General features: G+C 76.0%; 13 protein-coding genes. 4 read left to right on the top strand and 9 right to left on the bottom strand.

From position 1 onward, the window contains the following. Positions 1-71: 71 nt before the first annotated feature. Entirely contained in the window at positions 72-1,256 is a 1,185-nt protein-coding gene (locus tag CR165_RS10975) for an MFS transporter (RefSeq protein ID WP_109517036.1), read from the bottom strand. A gap of 141 nt (positions 1,257-1,397) precedes the next feature. Here CR165_RS10975 and CR165_RS10970 point away from each other — a divergent pair, with 141 nt between their 5' ends. Continuing rightward, on the top strand, positions 1,398-2,312 hold the full coding sequence (locus CR165_RS10970; protein ID WP_109517035.1) for a LysR family transcriptional regulator: 915 nt from the start codon (positions 1,398-1,400) through the stop codon (positions 2,310-2,312). A gap of 56 nt (positions 2,313-2,368) precedes the next feature. Here CR165_RS10970 and CR165_RS10965 read toward each other — a convergent pair whose 3' ends face one another. The 4 genes from CR165_RS10965 to CR165_RS10950 are packed head-to-tail and all read right to left on the bottom strand — an operon-like array spanning position 2,369 to position 7,003. Then, positions 2,369-3,757, bottom strand: a complete 1,389-nt coding sequence (locus tag CR165_RS10965; protein WP_109517034.1) for an ABC transporter ATP-binding protein — start codon at positions 3,755-3,757, stop codon at positions 2,369-2,371. Then, a complete protein-coding gene (locus CR165_RS10960) occupies positions 3,754-4,536 on the bottom strand; it encodes an ABC transporter permease (RefSeq protein ID WP_109517033.1) in 783 nt (260 codons plus the stop codon). Before CR165_RS10960 ends, CR165_RS10965 begins: the two co-directional genes overlap by 4 nt. Then, positions 4,533-5,477, bottom strand: coding sequence for an ABC transporter permease (locus CR165_RS10955; protein WP_109517032.1), 945 nt, complete (start codon positions 5,475-5,477; stop codon positions 4,533-4,535). Before CR165_RS10955 ends, CR165_RS10960 begins: the two co-directional genes overlap by 4 nt. Beyond that, on the bottom strand, positions 5,465-7,003 hold the full coding sequence (locus CR165_RS10950; RefSeq protein WP_109517031.1) for an ABC transporter substrate-binding protein: 1,539 nt from the start codon (positions 7,001-7,003) through the stop codon (positions 5,465-5,467). The genes CR165_RS10955 and CR165_RS10950 overlap by 13 nt, the downstream gene beginning before the upstream one ends. 105 nt (positions 7,004-7,108) lie before the next feature. On the opposite strand from CR165_RS10950, the gene CR165_RS10945 reads away from it, so the two are divergent. After that, positions 7,109-7,990: an IclR family transcriptional regulator gene (locus tag CR165_RS10945; RefSeq protein WP_109517030.1), complete on the top strand. Its 882-nt coding sequence runs from the start codon at positions 7,109-7,111 to the stop codon at positions 7,988-7,990. Then, on the top strand, positions 7,991-8,998 hold the full coding sequence (locus CR165_RS10940; protein WP_109517029.1) for a Bug family tripartite tricarboxylate transporter substrate binding protein: 1,008 nt from the start codon (positions 7,991-7,993) through the stop codon (positions 8,996-8,998). Here the strand turns inward: CR165_RS10940 and CR165_RS10935 are convergent. The 3 genes from CR165_RS10935 to CR165_RS10925 are packed head-to-tail and all read right to left on the bottom strand — an operon-like array spanning position 8,953 to position 13,937. Continuing rightward, on the bottom strand, positions 8,953-9,882 hold the full coding sequence (locus CR165_RS10935; RefSeq protein ID WP_181378102.1) for a LysR family transcriptional regulator: 930 nt from the start codon (positions 9,880-9,882) through the stop codon (positions 8,953-8,955). The genes CR165_RS10940 and CR165_RS10935 overlap by 46 nt on opposite strands. A gap of 48 nt (positions 9,883-9,930) precedes the next feature. After that, positions 9,931-11,904, bottom strand: a complete 1,974-nt coding sequence (locus CR165_RS10930) for a hydantoinase B/oxoprolinase family protein (RefSeq protein ID WP_109517027.1) — start codon at positions 11,902-11,904, stop codon at positions 9,931-9,933. Then, positions 11,904-13,937: a hydantoinase/oxoprolinase family protein gene (locus CR165_RS10925; protein WP_219929725.1), complete on the bottom strand. Its 2,034-nt coding sequence runs from the start codon at positions 13,935-13,937 to the stop codon at positions 11,904-11,906. Before CR165_RS10925 ends, CR165_RS10930 begins: the two co-directional genes overlap by 1 nt. Positions 13,938-14,232: 295 nt before the next feature. Between CR165_RS10925 and CR165_RS10920 the strand changes: the two genes are divergently transcribed. After that, complete coding sequence (locus tag CR165_RS10920) at positions 14,233-15,480, top strand: alpha-hydroxy acid oxidase (protein WP_245906347.1); 1,248 nt, start codon at positions 14,233-14,235, stop codon at positions 15,478-15,480. A gap of 24 nt (positions 15,481-15,504) precedes the next feature. On the opposite strand, the gene CR165_RS10915 is transcribed toward CR165_RS10920, so the two are convergent. Then, complete coding sequence (locus CR165_RS10915; protein ID WP_109517025.1) at positions 15,505-18,963, bottom strand: AAA family ATPase; 3,459 nt, start codon at positions 18,961-18,963, stop codon at positions 15,505-15,507. Positions 18,964-18,981: the final 18 nt, after the last annotated feature.

Below are 18,981 nucleotides of genomic sequence, written 5' to 3'. Positions count from 1 at the left end.
GCCTAGGCGCTTGTTAAATCTCAGGAACAGAGCCGCCCTGCGGAGAGTGCCGCGCCTCGGGCGGGGGCCGGTCAGGCCGGCTGCGGGGCGGCGCCGCGGGCGCGCCGGTCCAGCGCACCGCTCCACAGGGTGAGGCCGAGGGCGGCGGCCACCAGCAGCGCGCCCACCCAGGGTGTGGCGCCGAGGCCGAGCGGCGATTCCACCACCACGCCCCCCACCCAGGCACCGGCGGCGATGCCAAGATTGAAGGCGGCGATGTTCAGCGCGGAGGCGACATCCACCGCCTCCGGCCGGTGCAGCCGGGCGAGCTGCACCACATAGAGCTGCAGCCCCGGCACGTTGGCGAAGGAGAGGAAGCCGAGCGCCGCCAGCGTCGGCAGGGCCAGCCAGGGCAGCGGCGCGGTCAGGCTGAACAGCGCCAGCACCAGCGCCTGGAGCGCGAAGAGCACGGTCAGCGCCCGCACCGGGTCGCGGTCCGCGACGCGGCCGCCCACCAGGTTGCCGGCGGCAATGGCCAGCCCGTAGAGCACCAGGATCAGGCTGACGCTGCCCTCCGAGAAGCCGCCCACCTGCTGCAGCACCGGCGCGAGATAGGTGAAGGTGACGAAGGTGCCGCCATAGCCCAGCGCCGTCATGGCGAAGACCAGCAGCAGGCGGCCGCTGCCCAGCACGCGGGCCTGCTCCAGCAGGCGCGTCGGCGGCGCCTTGGGCAGGCCGGCGGGCAGCAGCGCGGCGATGGCGATGAAGGCCACCACGCCGAGCCCGGCCACGGCCAGGAAGGTGGCCCGCCAGCCGAAGCTCTGGCCGATCCAGGTGCCGAGCGGCACGCCGGTGACGATGGCGACGGTGAGGCCCATGAACATCATGGCGATGGCCGAGGCGCGCCGGTCCGGCGCCACCAGCCCGGCGGCGATGGTGGCGCCCACCGAGAAGAACACGCCATGCGCGAAGGCCGAGAGCACGCGCGCCGCCAGCAGCGTGCCGTAGCCCGGCGCCAGCGCCGCGGCGAGGTTGCCGGCGACGAACAGCGCCATCAGCCCGAGCAGCAGCGCCTTGCGCCCGGCCCGGCCGGTCAGCGCCGTCAGCACCGGCGCGCCGAAGGTGACGCCCAGCGCGTAGACGCTGACGATCAGCCCCGCCAGGGGCAGGGAGATGCCGAGATCCTGCGCCACGGTGGGCAGCAGGCCGACGATGACGAATTCCGTGGTGCCGATCGCGTAGGCCGCGATGGTCAGGGCAAAGAGGGCAAGAGGCATGGAAAGGCTCCTCGCCCGCCGCAGCGGGCGGGCGAATGGGGGAAGGATCGGGTTGCGCCCCAAATGCGCCCTGGCGAGCCTTCTGATAATCGAGGCATTTGGCACGACACCTGTGAACTGGGTTCATGAATAGGAGCCAGCATGAACAACCGGGCCGGCGAGATGGAGGCCTTCGCCCTGGCCGCGGAGCTGGGCAGCTTCTCCGCCGCCGGGCGGCGGCTGGGGCTCTCGCCCTCCGCCGTCAGCAAGCTGGTGGCGCGGGTGGAGGACCGGCTGGGCGCCCGCCTGCTGCTGCGCTCCACCCGGGCGCTGCGGCTGACGCCGGAAGGCGAAGCCTATCTGGCGCGGGCGCAGCACATCCTGGCCGAGATCGACGCGGCGGAGCGCGCGGTGGCCAGCGGCGCCGGGGCGGTGCCGCGCGGCAAGCTGCGGGTCAGCGCCTCGGTCGGGTTCGGCGTGAGCTGCGTGGTGCCGCTGGTGCCGGCCTTCCTGGCGCTGCACCCCGCCGTGCAGCTCGACCTCTCGCTGAGCGACGGGCTGGTGGACCTGGTGGAGGACCGCACCGACATCGCCATCCGCTCCGGCCCGCTGCGGGATTCGGCGCTGAAGGCGCGGCTGCTGATGCGCAGCCGGCGGGTGATCGTGGCCGCGCCCGCCTATCTGGCGCGGCACGGCGTGCCGGAGCGGCCGCAGGACCTGATGCGGCACAACTGCCTGGGCTTCAACTTCCGCCGCAGCCTGGAGGGCTGGCCCTTCCGCGACCCCGGCGGCACGGAGGCCTACACCCTGGCCGTGCCCGGCAATGTGCAGGCGAACAACGGCGCCACCCATCTGCAGCTCTGCCGGGCGGGGCTCGGCCTGGCGCGGCTCGGCGCCTTCCATGTGGAGAAGGACATCGCGCAGGGGCGGCTGGTGCCGGTGCTGGAAGCCTACAATGCCGGGGAGACGGAGGAGATCAACGCCCTCCATCTCGGCCATGCCCATCTGGCGGCGCGCATCCGCGCCTTCATCGACTTCCTGGCCCGGCACCTCTCCGCCCCGCACCTCTCCGGCTGAAGCGGCCCATCCGCCGGATCGGCGCCGCCCCGTTCAGGCGGCGGCGCCCAGCCGGATCACGTGCCCAACCGGAGCACGCGGCCGGCCGCCTTCTCCGCCAGCGCCGTCTCATGCGTGACGAGGAGCAGCGCCGTGCCGCGCTCCTCCACGCATTCCCGCAGCAGGGCCATGACCTCCTGCTGGGTCAGCGGGTCGAGCCGGGAGGTCGCCTCGTCCGCGAACAGCAGGGCCGGGTCCAGCAGCAGCGCGCGGAGCAGGCCGAAGCGCTGCAGCTCGCCGCCCGAGACCTCCGACGGCCTGCGGCCGAGCAGCGCCGGCTGCAACCGCAGGCGCGGCAGCAGCCCTGCGGCGCGGTCCTCCGCCAGCCCGTGCCGGCGCCGCAGTTCGGCAATGCCCTGGCCGAGCGTCTGGTGCGGCGTGAAGGCCGCGACCGGGTCCTGGTACAGCTTCTGCAACCCGAGCGGCGCCACCCAGGCGCCGCGCCGCACCTGCCCGCGGTCCGGCCGGGCGAGGCCGAGCAGCAGGTTGCCCAGCGTGGTCTTGCCGCAGCCGCTGGGCCCGGCGACGGCCACCACCTCCCCCTCGCCGATGCTCATGTCGAGGCCGCCGAACAATTCGCGCCCGCCCAGCCGCTTGTGCAGGCCGTTCCCTTCCACGATCGCCCGGCCGGGGGGCCGGCGCGGCCAGTCCTGCCAGCGGGAGGGCTCGGCGGCGACCAGCCGGCGCGTGTAGTCGTGTTGGGGCGCCTCCAGCAGCCCCGGCAGGGCGCCGGCCTCGACCACAGCGCCCGACAGCATCACCATGGCCTGGCCGCCCAGCAGGCGCGCCAGGGCCACGTCGTGGGTGATGACCAGCAGCATGCGCCCCGCCTCCGCCTCGGCGCGCAGCAGCGCGCCGGCGGTATCGCGCAGTGCCGCGTCCAGCCCCTTGGTCGGCTCGTCGGCGATCAGCAGCGCGGCGCCCGCGGCCTCGGTGGCCGCGAGGGCCACGCGCTGGTTCATGCCGCCGGAGAGCTGGAAGGGATAGCGCCGGCCGGCGCCCTGCAGGCCGAGATGCGCCAGCCGCGCCGCCGCGCGCCGCCGCGCCTCGGCCGCGCCATGGCGGTGCACCAGCCGGTCCACCTCCGCCACCTGCGCCTCGGCGCGCATGGTCGGGTCCAGCGCCGCCCAGGGTTCCTGCGGCAGCATGGCGATGCGCCGGCCCCACAGGGCGCGGCGCTCGCGCGGCGGCAGCGGCAGCAGGTCCCGGCCATCCAGCAGGATGCGGCCTTCCGCGCGCAGGCCCGGCGGCAGGGTGCCCATCACCGCCTGCGCCAGCAGCGACTTGCCGGAGCCGGTCTCGCCCAGCAGCACCAGCGGCTCGCCCGGGGCCAGGGCGAAGCTGGCGCCCTGCACCAGCACGCCCTCCGGCCCGCGGATACGGAGCTTCTCGACGATGAGGCTCATGCGCGCTCCCGCCCCGCCAGCAGGTGCAGGCCGAGCACGGTGAGGAAGATCAGCAGCGCCGGCAGCAGCAGGGCCAGCGGCGCCTCGGCGTGGTAGGGCAGCAGCTCGGTCATCATGCTGCCCCATTCGGGCACCGGCGGGCGGGCGCCCACGCCCACGAAGGCCAGCGCCGCCACGGTGGTGACGGCCGTGCCGGCGGCGAAGGCGAACAGCGTGGCGGTCAGCGCCGCCACCTCGGGCCAGAGATGGCGGCGCAGGATATGGCCGGTGCCGAGGCCGAGCAGCCGCGCCGCCTCCACCTGCGGCCGCGCCAGCACGCCCGCGGCGGTGTTGCGGCTGATGCGGAAGAACTCCACCCACAGCGCCAGGGCGACGCCGATATAGAGCGGCAGGAACTCGCCCGGCGCGAAGGCGGTGACCAGCACGACGAGCAGCAGCGCCGGCAGCGCCTGCACCGCGTCGGCCAGGCCGAGCAGCAGGCGCTCTGGCCAGCCGCCGCGCAGCGCCGCCAGCAGGCCGAGCAGCGTGCCCGGCACGGCGGCGGCCAGCGCCGCCAGCAGCGCGTAGCCGAAGGACAGCCGCGCCCCGGCGGCCAGCCGTGCCAGCATGTCGCGCCCCAGATGGTCGGTGCCGAGCGGATGGCCAGCGCCCGGGGGGAGCAGCGTGGCGGAGAGGTTCTGGCGCAGCGGGTCGGCCCCGTGCAGCGGCCCGAGCAGGGCGAAGCCGGCCACGGCCGCCAGCATGGCGCCGCCCAGCAGGCGCCTGGAGGAGAGGGTCATGCGGCGCGGCGCCTCGGGTCCAGAAGCCAGCAGGCGAGGTCGGTCAGGGCGTTGAGGGCGACGAAGAGCAGCCCCATCACCAGCGCCGTGCCCTGCACCATCGGGATGTCGCGGCCCAGCACGGCGTGCACCAGCGCATGCCCGATGCCCGGCCAGGCGAAGAGGGATTCCACCACCACCACGCCCTCGATCAGGATGACGAGCTGCAGGCCGAGATAGGCGACCACCGGGATGGCGGCGTTGCGCACCCCGTGGCGCCGGAAGGCCGTGGCATCGTCCAGCCCCTTCATCCGCGCGAAGCCGAAGAAGGGGGAGGCGACCACCCCGGCCACCGCGTCCCGCGCCACGCGGGAGGAGGCGGCGGCGAGGCCCAGCGCCAGCGTCAGCGCCGGCAGGATCACCTCCCGCCAGCCGCCGACGCCGGCGACGGGCAGCCATTCCCACTCCACCGCCAGCCACAGCATCAGGCCGATGCCCACCACGAAGGCCGGCAGGGCGCGCAGCGCGGCGGAAAGCACCAGCAGCGCGCCATCCCACCACCCGCCGCTGCGCAGCCCGGCCAGCGCGCCGAGCGGCGGCCCGATGAGCAGGGAGAACAGCAGCGCCGTGACCGAGAGCAGCAGCGTGTGGCCGAGCTGGATGCCGAGCGCCTCCGCCACCTCCTCGCCCGAGGCGAGGGAGACGCCGAGATCGAGCCGCAGCAGGCCGCCGAACCAGGCGCCGAGCTGCACGGGCCAGGGCCGGTCCAGGCCCAGCTCCTGCCGCACGGCCTCGGCGGCGGCGCCATCCACCAGGTCGTAGCCGTAGCGGCTGGCGGCGATGCGGTAGGCCATGTCGCCGGGCAGCAGCCGCACCATCAGGAAGCAGGCGGTGCCGACCAGCAGCGCCACCAGCACGGCCTGGACGGCGCGGCCGCCCAGCACCCGGATCAGCCCGCCCATCGGGCACCCGCGATGCGGAAGGAGAGTTCCAGCGGGTCCACCGCGAGGCCGGCGACGCGGCGCGACACCGCCGTGGCCAGGTCGAACCAGCTGACGGGAATGACCGGCAGCTCCTCGTGCAGGATGGCCGAGGCGCGTCCGCGCAGCGCCGCGCGCTCCGCCGGGTCGGCCACCGCGCCGAGCCGCTCCAGCACGCCGTTCAGGGCGGGGCTGGACCAGCCCATGGCGCCCCAGTCGCCACCCTCCGGCCCGTAATCCTGCAGCATGGTGCCCAGCGGGTCCGGCACCAGGGAGAAGTTGCGCGCCATCAGCGCGGCTTCCAGCGTGCCGTCGCGGTGCCCGGCCGGGATCTCGCCGCTGTTGACGACGGCCACGGCCATGTCGATGCCCGCCTCGCGCAGCTGCGCCTGCATGGCGGTGGCCAGGCCGGGCAGTTCCGGCCGGTCGGAGAAGGTGCGCAGGGTGAAGGCGAAGGGCCGGCCCTCCCGGTGCAGGATGCCCTCCGGCCCCGGCTGCCAGCCCAGCTCGGCCAGCAGGCGCCGGGCCTCCGGCAGGTCCCGCCGCAGCGGCGGCAGCGCCGGCACGTGCCATTCCGCCATGGCGGGCGGGAAGAGCTGCGTGGCCGTCGAGGCGGGCGAGCGCAGCAGCGCCGCCGCCATGCCCTGCCGGTCCAGCGCCAGGCTGAGCGCGTGGCGCGCCCGCACGTCGCGGAACAGCGGCGAGGCGCAGTTCAGCTTGATCAGCCGCGTGCGCGGGATGGCCCGCACATCGACCGCCACGCGCGGGTTGCGGCGCAGCCGCTCCACCGTCTCGGGCGCCAGCTGCGCGACCAGCTCGGCCTGCCCGCCCTCGGCCATGGCGGCGCGGGTCTCGCCACGCCCGGCGGCCAGGTAGGAGACGCGGCCGATGGCGGGGGCCGGCCCGTCCCACCGCTCCCACCGCGCCGCCTCCAGGCGCTGCGGCGGCAGCAGGCGGCTGACCTTGTAGGGGCCGCTGCCGATCATCTCCCGCACCGCCTGGCCCTCGAAGGCGGCGGGCGCCAGGATGCCGGCGCTGTAATGCGCCAGGAAGGCCAGCAGCGGCGCGAAGGGGCGGCTGGTGCGGACCAGCACCGCGCCGTCATCGGCCGCGATGCGCTCGGCCGGCAGGGTGCCGAGCAGCCCGGACTGGCCGCGCGCGCGCTCCAGGGCGGCGGCCACGGCCACGGCCGTGACCGGCGTGCCGTCGTGGAAGCGGGCGCCCTCGCGCAGCGCGAAGCGCCAGGTCAGGCGGTCCTCCGACAGCGTCCAGGCGCGGGCGAGCTGCGGCACCGCCAGGCCGCCATCGTCGGCGCCCACCAGCGTCTCCAGCACCTGCATGCGGGTGAACACATAGCCGGAGCGGGCGGGGTCGAGCCCGTTGATCTCCTGCGAGGTGACGACGCGGAACAGGTCCGCGGCGGGCTGCGCGGCGGCGGGCCGCGGCAGGACGGGCAGGCCGGCGGCGGCCAGGAGAAGCGGCCGGCGGGAGAGCGGTGCGGATGGCATGCCAGCCTGATGCAATGAAATAACATAACATGGCAAGCCCCAAAAGTCGGCCGCCGCGACGTGCATTTCCAGGATGCAGGAAGTTTTTCCGGAATTTCTCGCCTTATGGAATTGTTGCTCTCGCGGGACGCTGTCTATGCTGCCGCCATGGCGCCTTCCCCGCCCGACGCACCCGTGCCCGACCCCCTGGACGGGACTTCCGGCATCCAGGTCCTCGATCGGATGGTGGGCCTGCTCGGGCTGCTCGGCGAGGCGGGTGCGGGTGGCCAGCAGCTCTCCCGCCTGGCCGGCGCGCTGGGCCTCAGCGTCTCCACCGCGCACCGCCTGCTGGCGGCGCTGGAGCACCATGGCTGGGTGGAGCGGGTGGAGGGCGGCAGGCGTCACCGGCTGGGCGCCGCGCTGGTGGCGCTGGCCGGGCAGGCGGCCGACGGCACCGGGCTGCGCCGCCTCTGCCGCCCCGTCCTGGCGCGGCTCTCCGGCGAGAGCGGCGAGACCACCTTCCTGATCGTCCGCAGCGGGCTGAACGCCGTGGTCACCGACCGGCAGGACGGCGCCTATGTCATCGAGAGCCTGACGCAGGGCGTGGGCGGGCTGATGCCCCTCGGCATCGGCGCCGGCAGCGCCACCATCCTCGCCAGCCAGACGCCGGCGGAGATCGAGGCCGTGCTGGCCGCGAACGCGGTGCGCTACCGGCAGTTCGGCAGCAGCGCGGAGCAGGTGCGCCGCCGCGTGGAGCAGGTGCGCTCCGAGGGATACCTGATGAGCGATGATTCGCTGATCGCCGGGCTGGCGGTGATCGGCCTCGCCATCCGTCCGCCCGGCCGTGCCGTCACCGCCGCCATCGCCACCAACTTCATCGCCAGCCGGCTGGATGCCGCGGCGCGCCGGCAGTTCCTGGCGCGCATGCGGCAGGAGGCCGCCATGGTGGAAGCCAGCCTGGCGGTGCCTGCCGCCATCCTGCGAAACCCTCGCCCCGGAGAATCCTGAATGGCCCGCGACCATCTGCTTCCCCGCCGCCGGCTGCTCGCCGCCATGCCGGTTCTGCTGGCGACGCCCGCCCTGGCGCCTGCCGCGCTGGCGCAGGCCCCGGCCTGGCCGGACCGGCCCGTGCGCATGGTGGTGCCCTTCGCCGCCGGCGGGGCCACCGATGTCAGCGCCCGGCTGGTGACGCAGAAGCTCTCCGAGGTGCTGGGGCAGCCGGTGGTGATCGAGAACCGGCCCGGCGCCGGCGGCACCACCGGCACCGATTACGTCGCCAAGTCGGCGCCCGACGGCTACACCTTCATCATGGCCTCGCTCTCCACCGTGGGGCTGGCGCTGGGCCTCTACGGCAAGCTGCCCTACGACCCGGTGAAGGATTTGGCGCCGGTCGCGCCCTCCGTGCTGGCGCCCATCGGCATCTGCGTGCGGCGGGAGCTGGGCGTCTCGACGCTGCAGGAATTCATCGCGCTGCTGAAGGCCAACCCGGGCAAGTACAGCTACGGCAGCGCGGGCAACGGCGCCTCGGGCCACATCTCGGTGGTCGCCTTCCTGCAGAAGACCGGCACCCAGGCGGTGCACGTGCCCTATCGCGGCAGCGGCCCGGTGTTCAACGACCTGCTGGCCGGGGTGGTGGACTTCACCGCCGACGTACCCGGGCTGATGAAGCCGCATGTGGAGTCCGGCGCGCTGAAGGCGCTGGTGATGGCCACCGACCAGCGCTCCTCCGTGCTGCCGCAGGTGCCGACCAGCGCCGAGGCGGGGCTGCCCGGCTACAGGGCCTATTCCTGGTTCGGCGTCTTCGCCCCCGCCGGCACGCCGAAGCCCATCATTGGCCGCATGGCCGCCGGCATGGAGACAGCCCTCGCCGACCCCGCCGTGGCGCGGCGGCTGGACCAGGAGATGGGGCTGCCGCCGATGCGCGGCTACACGCCGGAAAAGTTCGGCGCCTTCCTGAAGGAGGAGATCGACTACTGGGTGCCGCTGGTGAAGGCGAGCGGCGCGCGCGCCGACTGAAGGGCGGGCGCCGCGCACAGCTTGGCCAGGATGTCCCGCAGCCGGTCCAGCAGGGCGGAGCTGCCCAGCGCCGGGCTGCGTGCCATCACCACCCCGCGCCGCACCTCGGGGCGGAAGGGCCGCGAGACGAGGCCCGGCGGCAGGCTGCGGCAGGCGAAGCCATCGACGATGGCGTAGCCCATCCCTTCCCGCACCAGCGCCACGGCGCTGACGGTGGTGCCGACCTCGACCGCGAGGCGGCGCTCCACCCCCTCCTGCCGGAAGGCGAGATCCAGGCTCTGGCCGAAATCCTGCCAGCCGGCGAAGCCCACCTCCGGCGCGCCAGCCAGCAGCGAGGGGCGCAGCACCGGCTCGGCGGCCAGCGGGTGCGCCGCCGGCAGCACCACCACGCAGGGCACGCTGCCCAGCGTCTCGCTCTCCAGCCCCGGCAGCGCCATGGGCGTGAGCGCCAGCCCGACATCGAGGCGGCGGGCCAGCAGCGCCTCGGCCAGCTCGCGCACCGGCAGCAGGTTCAGGGTCAGCCGCGCCGCCTCGCGCTCCCGCCGCAGCGCCGCCATCGCCGCCGGCACCAGCGACACGGCCAGCGATGAGCTGGCGCCCAGCCGCAGCAGGCCGCCCCGGTGGCTGCCGAGATCACGCGCGAAGCCCTTGAAGCCCTGCAGCTCCTGGTACAGCCGCTCGGCCTCCGGCAGCATGGCGTGCGCCTCGGCGGTGGGCACCAGCCGGCCGGCGATGCGCTGGAACAGGCGGAAGCCCAGCCGGTCCTCGCAATGCCGCAGCGCCTTGGAGAGGGCGGGCTGCGAGACATGCAGCATCTCCGCCGCCGCGCGCAGCGTGCGGCCCTGCATGACGGCGCGGAAGATCTCGATGTCGCGGGCGTTCATGGCGGCGAGCATAGCGCCCGCCGCCGGCTTCTCCCATCGGCGGCGCCGTCAGTCCCCGGCCGCCGTCCGCCGGAAGGCGCGGTCCTCGCGCAGCACCGCCGCGATGACGGCGCGCGGCGCCTGCTCCGGCGCGGCGCGCACCGCGGCGAAGAGGCGCCGCTTGAGGCGGCCGCGCCAGCTGGCCGGCACCCGCGCCATCGCCTCGCCCAGCGCGGCATAGGCATCGGCGTCCCAGCGCGCCTCGTGCGCGGCCCGCTCGGCGCCGCCATCGAAGCCCGCGCGCGGCGGCAGCCTGGCACGCCGCGCCGCCGTCGCCGTCATGTCCACCGCCCCGTCGCGGATGAGGACGCCGTAGTCCCGCTCCGCGGCGGCCGGGGTCAGGCGGCCGGCGCGCACGTCGCGCAGCACGGCCTGCGGGTCGCGCCGCGCCGGGTCGCCCCGCCCGCCGCCGCCGGGCGAGACGATGCGCACCACATCGCCTGGCGAAAGGTGCAGCAGGTCGGTGTTGCCCAGGTCCTGCTCCTCCGGCCGGCCGGGGTTCAGGGTGAAGGTGCTGGCCGCGCCCGGCCGCCCGCCCAGGATGCCCCAGGGGCGGAAGATGGAGCGGTCGCGGTTGCGGGCGGTGACGGTGGCATCCGGCGCGTCGGTGGTGAATTCCAGCACCGTGGCGAGGCCGCCGCGATGCACGCCGGCGCCGCCCGTGTCCGGCATCAGGCCGTAGCGCAGGATGCGCACCGGCGCCTCGGATTCCGTGATCTCCACGGGGCTATTCTTGAGGTAGGCGGCATCGGCGCCGGAGCCGTCCGTGCCGTCGCGGTGCGGCATGCCGCCGCCGCCGCCGACGATGGGAGCGACGGCGGCGATGACGCGCCGCCCCGTGCGCGGATGCTCGGCGGCGAGGTTGATGATGGAGGAGGAGCCGGCCGGCGCCGCCGGCAGCCGCTCCGGCGCGGCTTGCGCGAAGGCGCCGAACACCAGGCTGCGCAGCCGCGCGCAGGTGAGGCTGCGCATGCCGACCGCCGCCGGATGCGCCGGGTTCACCACGCTGCCCTCGGGCAGGATGCAGGTGAAGGGCCGCGTGGTGCCGAAGTTCAGCAGGATCTTCGGGCTGAGCGCCGAGAGCACGTAGTAGACGCCGACCAGGATCAGCGAATGGCGCGGGTGGCCGCCCGTCGGCACGTTCATCGAGGAGAGGGTCTGCGGGTCGGTGCCGGCGAAGTCCAGCTCGGCGCTGTCGCCCTGGATGCGCAGCGCCAGCTTCAGCCGCAGCGGATCGCCGCCGACGCCATCCTCGTCGCAATAGTCGGCGAAGTGGTAGGTGCCGTCGGGCAGGCCGGCGAGCACGGCGCGCGCCTGCGCCTCGCCATAGTCCAGCAGGTCGGCCAGCCCGTCCCGCAGCCGCGCCACGCCGAAGCGGCGGGCGAGGTCGAGGATGCGCCGCTCGCCGGTGTTCACCGCCGCCACCAGCGCCTTCAGGTCGCCCCAGTTCTGCTCGGGCACCCGCACATTGGCCAGCATGGTGCGCAGCAGCGTCTCGTCCAGCACGCCCTGGCGGTAGAGCTTGCTGGGCGGCACGCGCAGCCCCTCCTGGTGCACCTCCGTCAGCGTGCGGGAGAGGCTGGCCGGCACCGCGCCGCCGACATCGACATTGTGGATGTGCCCGCCGGCGAAGGCGATGATCTCGCCCTCGTGGAACACCGGCTTCCACATGTTGGTGTCCGGCGAATGGGTGGAGAGGAAGCCGGAATAGGGGTCGCTGGTCATGGCGATGTCGCCGGGCTGGTAGCCGCCCGGCACGAGGCCGATCGCCGCCTCGTAGTCGACGCCGGGGTACCAGGTGGCGCCGAGGTCCAGCGGCACGGCGCAGGTCTTGCCGCGCGCATCGAGCAGCTGGATGGTGAAGTCCTCCGTCTCCTTCACGAAGGTGGAATGGGCGGTGCGGTAGAGGGTGGTCGCCATGCTCTCGGCGGCGGCGCGGCAGTGGTTGCGCAGCACCTGCAGGGTCACGGGGTCGGTGCGCATCAGGGCTGCTCCATCACCAAATTGCCGAGCGCGTCGGTCGCGGCGTTCCAGCCGGCGGGCACCAGCACGGTGCAATCCGCCTGGGTGACGACGGCCGGCCCGGTGAAATGCGCCCCGGGCGAGAGCGCATCGCGCCGGTACAGCCCGGCCTGCTGCCAGGACCCGCCGAGGCGCAGCGTGATCGGCGCCTCGGGCGCCGCCGCGCGGGGCCGGGCGGGGTGGCGCGGCATGGGCAGGGGCGGCGCGGGGCGGCGGGCGGCGGCGCGCAGGCTGACCACCTCCACCGGCGCCGCCGCATCGGCATGGCCGAAGCTCTCGGCATGGGCGGCGTGGAACAGCGCCGCCATCTCGCCGGCCGAGCCGCCATCGCGGAAGCGCACGGGCACCGGAACGGTCAGCTCGTAGGACTGGCCGCGGTAGCGCAGGTCGGCCGCCAGCGTCACCTCCGCCTCCCCCGTGCCGCTCATCTCCGCCAGCGCCGTGCCGGCCTCGGCCGACAGGGCGGTGAACACGGCGCCGAGGCGCGGCCAGGTGGCGTCCTCCAGCGGCAGCAGCACGGTGCGCATGGTGTCCCGCCGCAGATCGGCGGCGAGCGCGCCGAGCGCGCAGAGCGTGCCCGGCGCCGGCGGCACCAGCACGCGGCGGATGCCGGCCGCCTCGGCCAGCAGCGCGCCCAGCATCGGGCCGGCGCCGCCGAAGGGCATCAGCGTCAGCTCGCTGGCATGCATGCCGGCGCGCGCCAGCAGCTTGTCGATCTCCACCAGCATGCCGCTGATGGCCACCTGCAGCACGCCCTCCGCCGCCGTCGCCGCGTCGGTGCCGAGCCGGGCGGCGATGGGGGCGATGGCCACCTCCGCCAGATCCGCCTGCGGCGCGATGGCGCCGAAGCCCAGCGCGCCCTGGCCGAGGATGCCGCAGAGCAGCGCCGCGTCGGTGACGGTGCAGCGCTCGCCGCCGCGGCCGAAGCAGGCCGGGCCGGGGGTGGAGCCGGCGCTCTCGGGGCCCACCTGGAGCACGCCCTGCGCGTCCAGCCAGGCGATGGAGCCGCCGCCCTGGCCGCTCGAGACCACCGCCACGGTGGGGATGGCCAGCGGGAACTCGCCCACCGCGTGGCCGGTGCCGAAGGCCGGCGCGCCGTCGCTGAGCAGTGCGACATCGGCGCTGGTGCCGCCGACATCGAGGGTCAGCACCGCCGGCAGCCCCGCCGCCCGTGCCACGACCCCCGCGCCGACCACGCCGGACGCCGTGCCGGAGAGCAGCATGCCGACGCAGTCCCGCCGCCCGCGCCGGGCGGTCATGGTGCCGCCGGCGGAGGTGGTCAGCAGCAGCGGCGCAGCGATGCCGGCGGCGGCGAGCTGCGCCTCCACCCGCTCCAGATAGGCGTCGATGCGGGGGTGGACATAGGCGTTCAGCACCGTGGTCGTGGTGCGCTCATATTCGCGGATCGCCGGCCACACCTCGCTGCCGCGGAAGACGAACAGCTCCGGCGCCAGCTCCGCCAGCATCGCGGCCACCGCCTCCTCATGCGCAGCGTTGCGCCAGGCGTGCAGCAGCGAGACGACGATGCCCTCGCAGCCCGCCGCCCGCGCGCCGGCCAGCGCCGCGGCCACCGAGGCCCGGTCCGGCGGCGTCACCGTGCGCCCCTCGGCATCCATCCGCTCGGCGATGGGAAAGACATGCTCGCGCGGCACCAGCGGCTCGGGCCGCTCGCAGAACAGGCTGTAGGTGTCCGGCATGCGCAGCCGCGCCAGCTCCAGCATGTCGGTGAAGCCGGCGGTGGTGAACAGCGCCAGCCGCGCGCCGCGCCGCTGGATGATGGTGTTCACCCCCACGGTGGTGCCATGCACGAAGCGCTCGACGCCCGCCGGCTCCAGCCCCTCCCCGGCCAGGCGGCGCAGCCCGGCGGCGACATCCTGCCCGGGCTGCTGCGGCGTGGTCAGAACCTTCAGGGTGGTGAGCCGGCCGCTGCCGGTGTCCAGGGCCACGAAGTCGGCGAAGGTGCCGCCGATATCAACGCCAACGCGCCACGCCAAATCCGCCTCCGTGCGTATCCCGGGCCGAGTCTGCGCCGGATCGGGCGGTGCGGCCATTTCCCATTCGGGTGCCGGCCATAGCCGCAGGTTATCGCGGGTGCCGCGCCGGCGCGCGTGTCCGGCCCGGCGTATTGACAGGCTTTCCCGAAGCTCATCAGGATCGCCGGCAACGAGACCAAGCCCGTCGCGCCCCGGAGCGCCGGCGGCCTGCAAGGAACGTCCTGGCTTTGCGCATCCCCGCCTGCCGCCCCGGCCAGCCGCCGCGCCCCCTCCCGCCGAGGAAGGAGCCCGCGCCGTGAACGAGGGCGCCAACGGCCCGCCCACCGTCGCGGTGCCACCGCCGCCCAAGGCGATGTACCGCGCCATCGGCAGCACGACGCCGCGGCGGCTGCGGCCGATCCTGGCGCTGGACGATTTCGAGCCGGCGGCGCGCCGCAAGCTGCCGCGGCCGCTCTTCGGCTACATCGCCGGCGCGGCGGAGACCAACGCCGCCTACCGCGACAACCGCGACGCCTTCGCCGAATGGGCCTTCCGCCCGCGCTACCTGATCGACGTCTCGCGGCGCAGCATCGCCACCTCGCTCTTCGGCCAGGCGTACAGCGCGCCCTTCGGCATCGCGCCGATGGGGATCAGCGCCATCATGGCCTATCGCGGCGACCTGGTGCTGGCGCGCGCGGCGGCCGCCGCCGGCATCCCGATGGTGATGAGCGGCTCCTCCCTCATCCCGATGGAGGAGGTGGCGCACGCGGCGCCGGGCAGCTGGTTCCAGGCCTACCTGCCGGGCGACGAGGCGCGCATTGCCAAGCTCGTCGCACGCGTGGCGGCGGCCGGCTTCGGCACGCTGGTGCTGACGGTGGACACCACCACCATGGGCAACCGCGAGAACAACATCCGCACCGGCTTCTCCACCCCGCTGAAGCCCTCGCTGCGCCTGGCCTGGGACGGCGCCACCCGCCCGCTCTGGCTGTGGGACACGCTGTGGCGCACCCTGCACCGCCACGGCATGCCGCATTTCGAGAACAACTACGCCGAGCGCGGCGCCCCCATCATCGCGCGGCATGTGGAGCGGGATTTCGGCGCGCGCGACCACCTGAACTGGACCCATGTGGCCGGCATCCGGCGGCAGTGGAAGGGCCGGCTGGTGGTGAAGGGCATCCTGCGCGCCGAGGATGCGCGCCGCGCGGCGGAGGAGGGGATCGACGGCGTCATCGTCTCCAACCATGGCGGGCGGCAGCTCGACGGCGCCATCTCCGCCCTGCGCGCCCTGCCGGAGATCCGCGCCGCCGCGGGCGGCATGGCGGTGATGATGGATGGCGGCATCCGCCGTGGCTCGGACGTGCTGAAGGCGCTGGCCCTGGGGGCGGATTTCGTCTTCGTCGGCCGGCCCTTCCTCTACGCCGCCGCAGTGGGCGGCGAGGCGGGGGTGCGGCACGGCATCGACATCCTGGCGCAGGAGGTGGACCGCAACCTGGCGCTGCTGGGCTGCCTCTCGACCCGCGAGGTCGGGATGCCACACCTCCAGCGCATCGCCGGCGCCGGCTGAGCCGGGGCGCTGCGGCCGGCGGCTTCAGCCCGGCAGGGCCTGCACATGCAGCGCGCCCGCCGGAAGGGCGCGCCCGGCCAGTTCGACGAGATGCCGGTGGTGGGTCAGCAGGATCACCTGGGTGGTGCCGCTGAAGCGGCGCAGCGCGTGGAAGGCCGCGGCGGCGCGGCCATCGTCGAAGCTCTGCAGGATGTCGTCGCCGAGGAAGGGCAGCGGCGTGGCGGCCGCCACATGGTCCTCGATCGCCACCAGCCGCAGCGCCAGGAAGAGCTGGTCCCGCGTGCCCTCGGACAGCGCCTCCACCCCCGTCTCCTCGCCCTCCGGCGTGGCGCGGCGCACCAGCAGGTGGGCGACGCCCTTCTCGTCCTCCCGCGCGGCCAGGGCCGGATAGGCGCCTTCCGTCAGTTCGGCGAAGACATCGCCGATGCGGCGCAGCCGGGCATCGTCGCCCGCCTCCTGCACCCGCTCCATCGCCGCGCCGAGCAGGGAGCGGGCGGCCTGCAGCAGCACCGCCTCCTCCAGCACATGGCCGAGGCGGGCCAGCGCCGCCTGCTCGTCCGCCGCCGCCTCCCGCGCCGCGCCATCGGCGCCGAGCCGCTCGAGCTCCGCCCCGGCATGGGCGCGCGCCTCCGCGGCCTCCTCGGCGGCGCGCCCTGCGGCGGCGCCGGCCTCCTCGGCCGCCCGCAGGGCGGCCTCCAGCATCTCGGGCGGGTGGGCGGCCTGTTCCGCCTGCAGGGCCGCCAGGTCCAGCCCGTCATGGCCGGCCAGGATCTCCTCCAGCGCCGCCGCCCGCGCCGCCTGCTGGCGCGCCCGCTCGGCCGAGGCTTCCAGCCGCTGCAAGGCGGTCTCGAGATCCGTGGCGCCGGCCTCGGCCAGGGCGGCGTGGAGCTCCTCCCGCCGCGCCGCCGCCTCCCGCGCCTGCGCCGCGGCGGCGCGGGCGGCCAGCTCCGCCTGCTGGCGCAGCGCCTCCTGGCGGGAGAGCCGGGCCTGCTCCTCCTCCAGCCGGGCGGCGAGGTGCCGGGCCGCCGCCACGGCATCGGCCGGCTCGGCCTCGCCCAGCTCCGCGCACAGGGCGCGGACATCGGCGGTGAAGGCCGCAAGCTCCGCCCGCAGCGCCTCCTGGCGCGCCGCCAGCGTCCCGGCCTGCCGCACCAGCGGCGCGAGCTGGCCCAGCAGCTCCAGCGCGGCGGCGGTTTCCGGCGGCCCTTCCTCCTGCGGGCGGTGCAGCGCCGCCAGCACGGCGCGCCATTCCGACCGCCAGGCCTCCAGGCGGTGGCCACGGGCGGCCGCCTCCTGGCCGGCCTCGGCCAGCGCCGCGCGGCTGTCCCGCACCGCCTGCAGGCGCAGGGCGCGGTCGGTCGCGGAGGCCTGCGCCTCGCGCAGCGCGGCCCCGGCGCGGTCGAGCAGCACGGGCAGCGGCGAGGCCGCCGGCTCGCCCAGCGCGGCGGCGAGGCGCAGCGCGTCGGCCGCCTGGCGCTCGGCCAGTTCCGCCAGGGCGGCCTGCTGCCGGTCCAGCGCCGCGGCGGCGTCCAGCGCCTCGTCGCGGGCGGCGAACAGGCCGGGCAGCGCCCCGGGCGCCGTGCCGGCGTCCAGCGCCAGCGGCGCCAGGGCGGCCGCCCAGCCCTCGCGGGCGGCGAGCGCGGCGGCCCGTGCCGCCTCGCAGGCGCGGGCCGCGTCGTCCCGCGCCGCCTGCTGCCGCGCCAGGGCGGCGGCGAGCAGCTCGGCCTCGTGCACCCGGCGCGCCTCGGCGAAGCGGCGGTCCGCCAGGCTGTCGGCCTCGGCCACCAGCGCCGCATAGGCCCCTGCCCCGGCCGCGGCGTCGCCGCTCCGGCACAGGTGCTGCCACTGCGCGTCCCGCCGCGCGCGGGCCTCGGCCAGGGCAGCGGCGTCCGGCAGGGGGCCGTCCTGCTCCAGGGCGGCCTGCCGCGCCCGGCTCTCGGCCAGGGCGGCGGCGGCGCGCTCCTCGGCGGCCGCCACCTCGCGCAGCGCCGCCTCCGTGGCCTGCAAGGTGCCGGCCAGCCGCTCCAGGGCGCCGGGGGGCGGCACGGGCAGGTTCCGCAGCGCCTCCGGCGCGCGCCACGCGGCCGGCAGGCGCGCCGCGCGCGTGGCCCAGAGGCTTTCCGCCTCCGCCAGGGCGCGGCGCTCGCGCGCCAGCAGCGCGGCCGGCTCGCCCTCGGCGCGGATCGCCGCCAGCAGCCCCTCCAGCGCCGAGGCATCGCGCGGCGGCGGCAGGGCGGCGAGCGCCGCCTCGGCCTCGGCGCAGGCGGCGCGCAGGCGCTCCAGCCGGCGCGGCGCCTCGCGCTCGGCCTCGGCCAGCGGCGCGTGCTCGGCGAGCAGGCGGCGGGCCTTCTCCAGCAGGCCGGGCGCCGGCAGCAGCGACGCCGCCCCCGCCACGCCGCCGGCGAAGCCCAGCGCGCCCAGCCGGTCCTCGATCTGCCGCTCCGTGTCGTGCCGCTCCTGCGCCAGGGCGGGCAGCTCCTCGCGCGCCCTGGACGCGGCGCCGGCGGCCTCGCGCAGCGCGGCGATGCGCGCGGCCTGCGCCAGCCAGGGCCGGGCGGGCGCCAGCGCCTCCGCATCGGCGGCGAGGCTCTGCTGCTGGCGGGCCGCCTCCCCGGCGCTGCGGGCGGCCTGGGCGGCCTGCTCGCGCGCCTCCTGGATGCGGCCGGCGAGGTCGGCGGGCAGCAGCGGGGCGCCGGGGTGGGCGGCCAGCCAGGCCTCGGCGGCGGCGTGCCGGCGCAGCGCGGGGGCCAGGCGCCGCACGCGCTCCAGCCGGCGCAGCGTGGCGCCGGCCTCGGCGGCCGCGGCGCGGGCCGCTTCCAGCCTCTGCGTCGCCTCCTCCAGCACGCGCTCGCGCTCGCGCCACTGGGCCGGGCGCAGCAGGGTGCCGCGCAGCGTGTCCTTGGCGGCCTTGAGCTGGTCCAGCGCCTCGTAGAAGGGCCGCTGGGCCGATTTGCGGGTGGGGGCCAGCCGGTCCCGCGCCGCCACGATGTCCTGGCCGAGGCGCTGCGCCGGGCGCAGGCCCCCGGCCGCCTGCAGCAGCGCCTCGGCCAGCGCGCCGCCCGAGGCCAGCAGCCCGGCGCCGCCCGCCCGCAGCAGCGCCGTGTCCAGCGCGAAGAGGCGCTCCAGCAGGGAGCGGTCGGCGCCGCCGAGCAGGCCCGGCAGCAGGGCGGGGTCGAGCGGCGCCTCGTCCGGCCCCAGCAGCGGGCCGGCGCCCTTCCCCTTGCGGCGGAGGAAGGCGAAGCGGCGGCCGTCCGGCGCCACGCCCTCGGCGGCGATCTGCATGCCGCCATAGCCGTGGCGGAAGCCCATCGGCGTCTGCATGCCGATGCCGAAGAGCAGGTCGCCGAAGGCGGCGCGCAGCACCGACTTGCCGGCGCCGTTCGGCGCCAGCACCAGGTTGACGCAGCCCGGCTCCGGGCTGAGGTCGAGCGCGGCCTCGGCGAAGGGGCCGTAGTTCCGCAGGGCGAGGCGGGTCAGGCGCATCCTGTCTCCGAGGCGTTG

It is taken from the genome of Teichococcus aestuarii (assembly GCF_003116135.1).
GTDB classification, from domain to species: Bacteria; Pseudomonadota; Alphaproteobacteria; order Acetobacterales; family Acetobacteraceae; genus Pseudoroseomonas; species Pseudoroseomonas aestuarii.
Note: the sequence above shows the minus strand (reverse complement) of the source record. Positions and strands in the feature narration are given on the sequence as shown.

Coding starts and splice junctions, on each gene's coding strand:
- CR165_RS10975 (WP_109517036.1), bottom strand. CDS start 1,256: ATGCCTCTTGCCCTCTTTGCCCTGACCATCGCGGCCTACGCGATCGGC.
- CR165_RS10970 (WP_109517035.1), top strand. CDS start 1,398: ATGAACAACCGGGCCGGCGAGATGGAGGCCTTCGCCCTGGCCGCGGAG.
- CR165_RS10965 (WP_109517034.1), bottom strand. CDS start 3,757: ATGAGCCTCATCGTCGAGAAGCTCCGTATCCGCGGGCCGGAGGGCGTG.
- CR165_RS10960 (WP_109517033.1), bottom strand. CDS start 4,536: ATGACCCTCTCCTCCAGGCGCCTGCTGGGCGGCGCCATGCTGGCGGCC.
- CR165_RS10955 (WP_109517032.1), bottom strand. CDS start 5,477: ATGGGCGGGCTGATCCGGGTGCTGGGCGGCCGCGCCGTCCAGGCCGTG.
- CR165_RS10950 (WP_109517031.1), bottom strand. CDS start 7,003: ATGCCATCCGCACCGCTCTCCCGCCGGCCGCTTCTCCTGGCCGCCGCC.
- CR165_RS10945 (WP_109517030.1), top strand. CDS start 7,109: ATGGAATTGTTGCTCTCGCGGGACGCTGTCTATGCTGCCGCCATGGCG.
- CR165_RS10940 (WP_109517029.1), top strand. CDS start 7,991: ATGGCCCGCGACCATCTGCTTCCCCGCCGCCGGCTGCTCGCCGCCATG.
- CR165_RS10935 (WP_181378102.1), bottom strand. CDS start 9,882: ATGAACGCCCGCGACATCGAGATCTTCCGCGCCGTCATGCAGGGCCGC.
- CR165_RS10930 (WP_109517027.1), bottom strand. CDS start 11,904: ATGCGCACCGACCCCGTGACCCTGCAGGTGCTGCGCAACCACTGCCGC.
- CR165_RS10915 (WP_109517025.1), bottom strand. CDS start 18,963: ATGCGCCTGACCCGCCTCGCCCTGCGGAACTACGGCCCCTTCGCCGAG.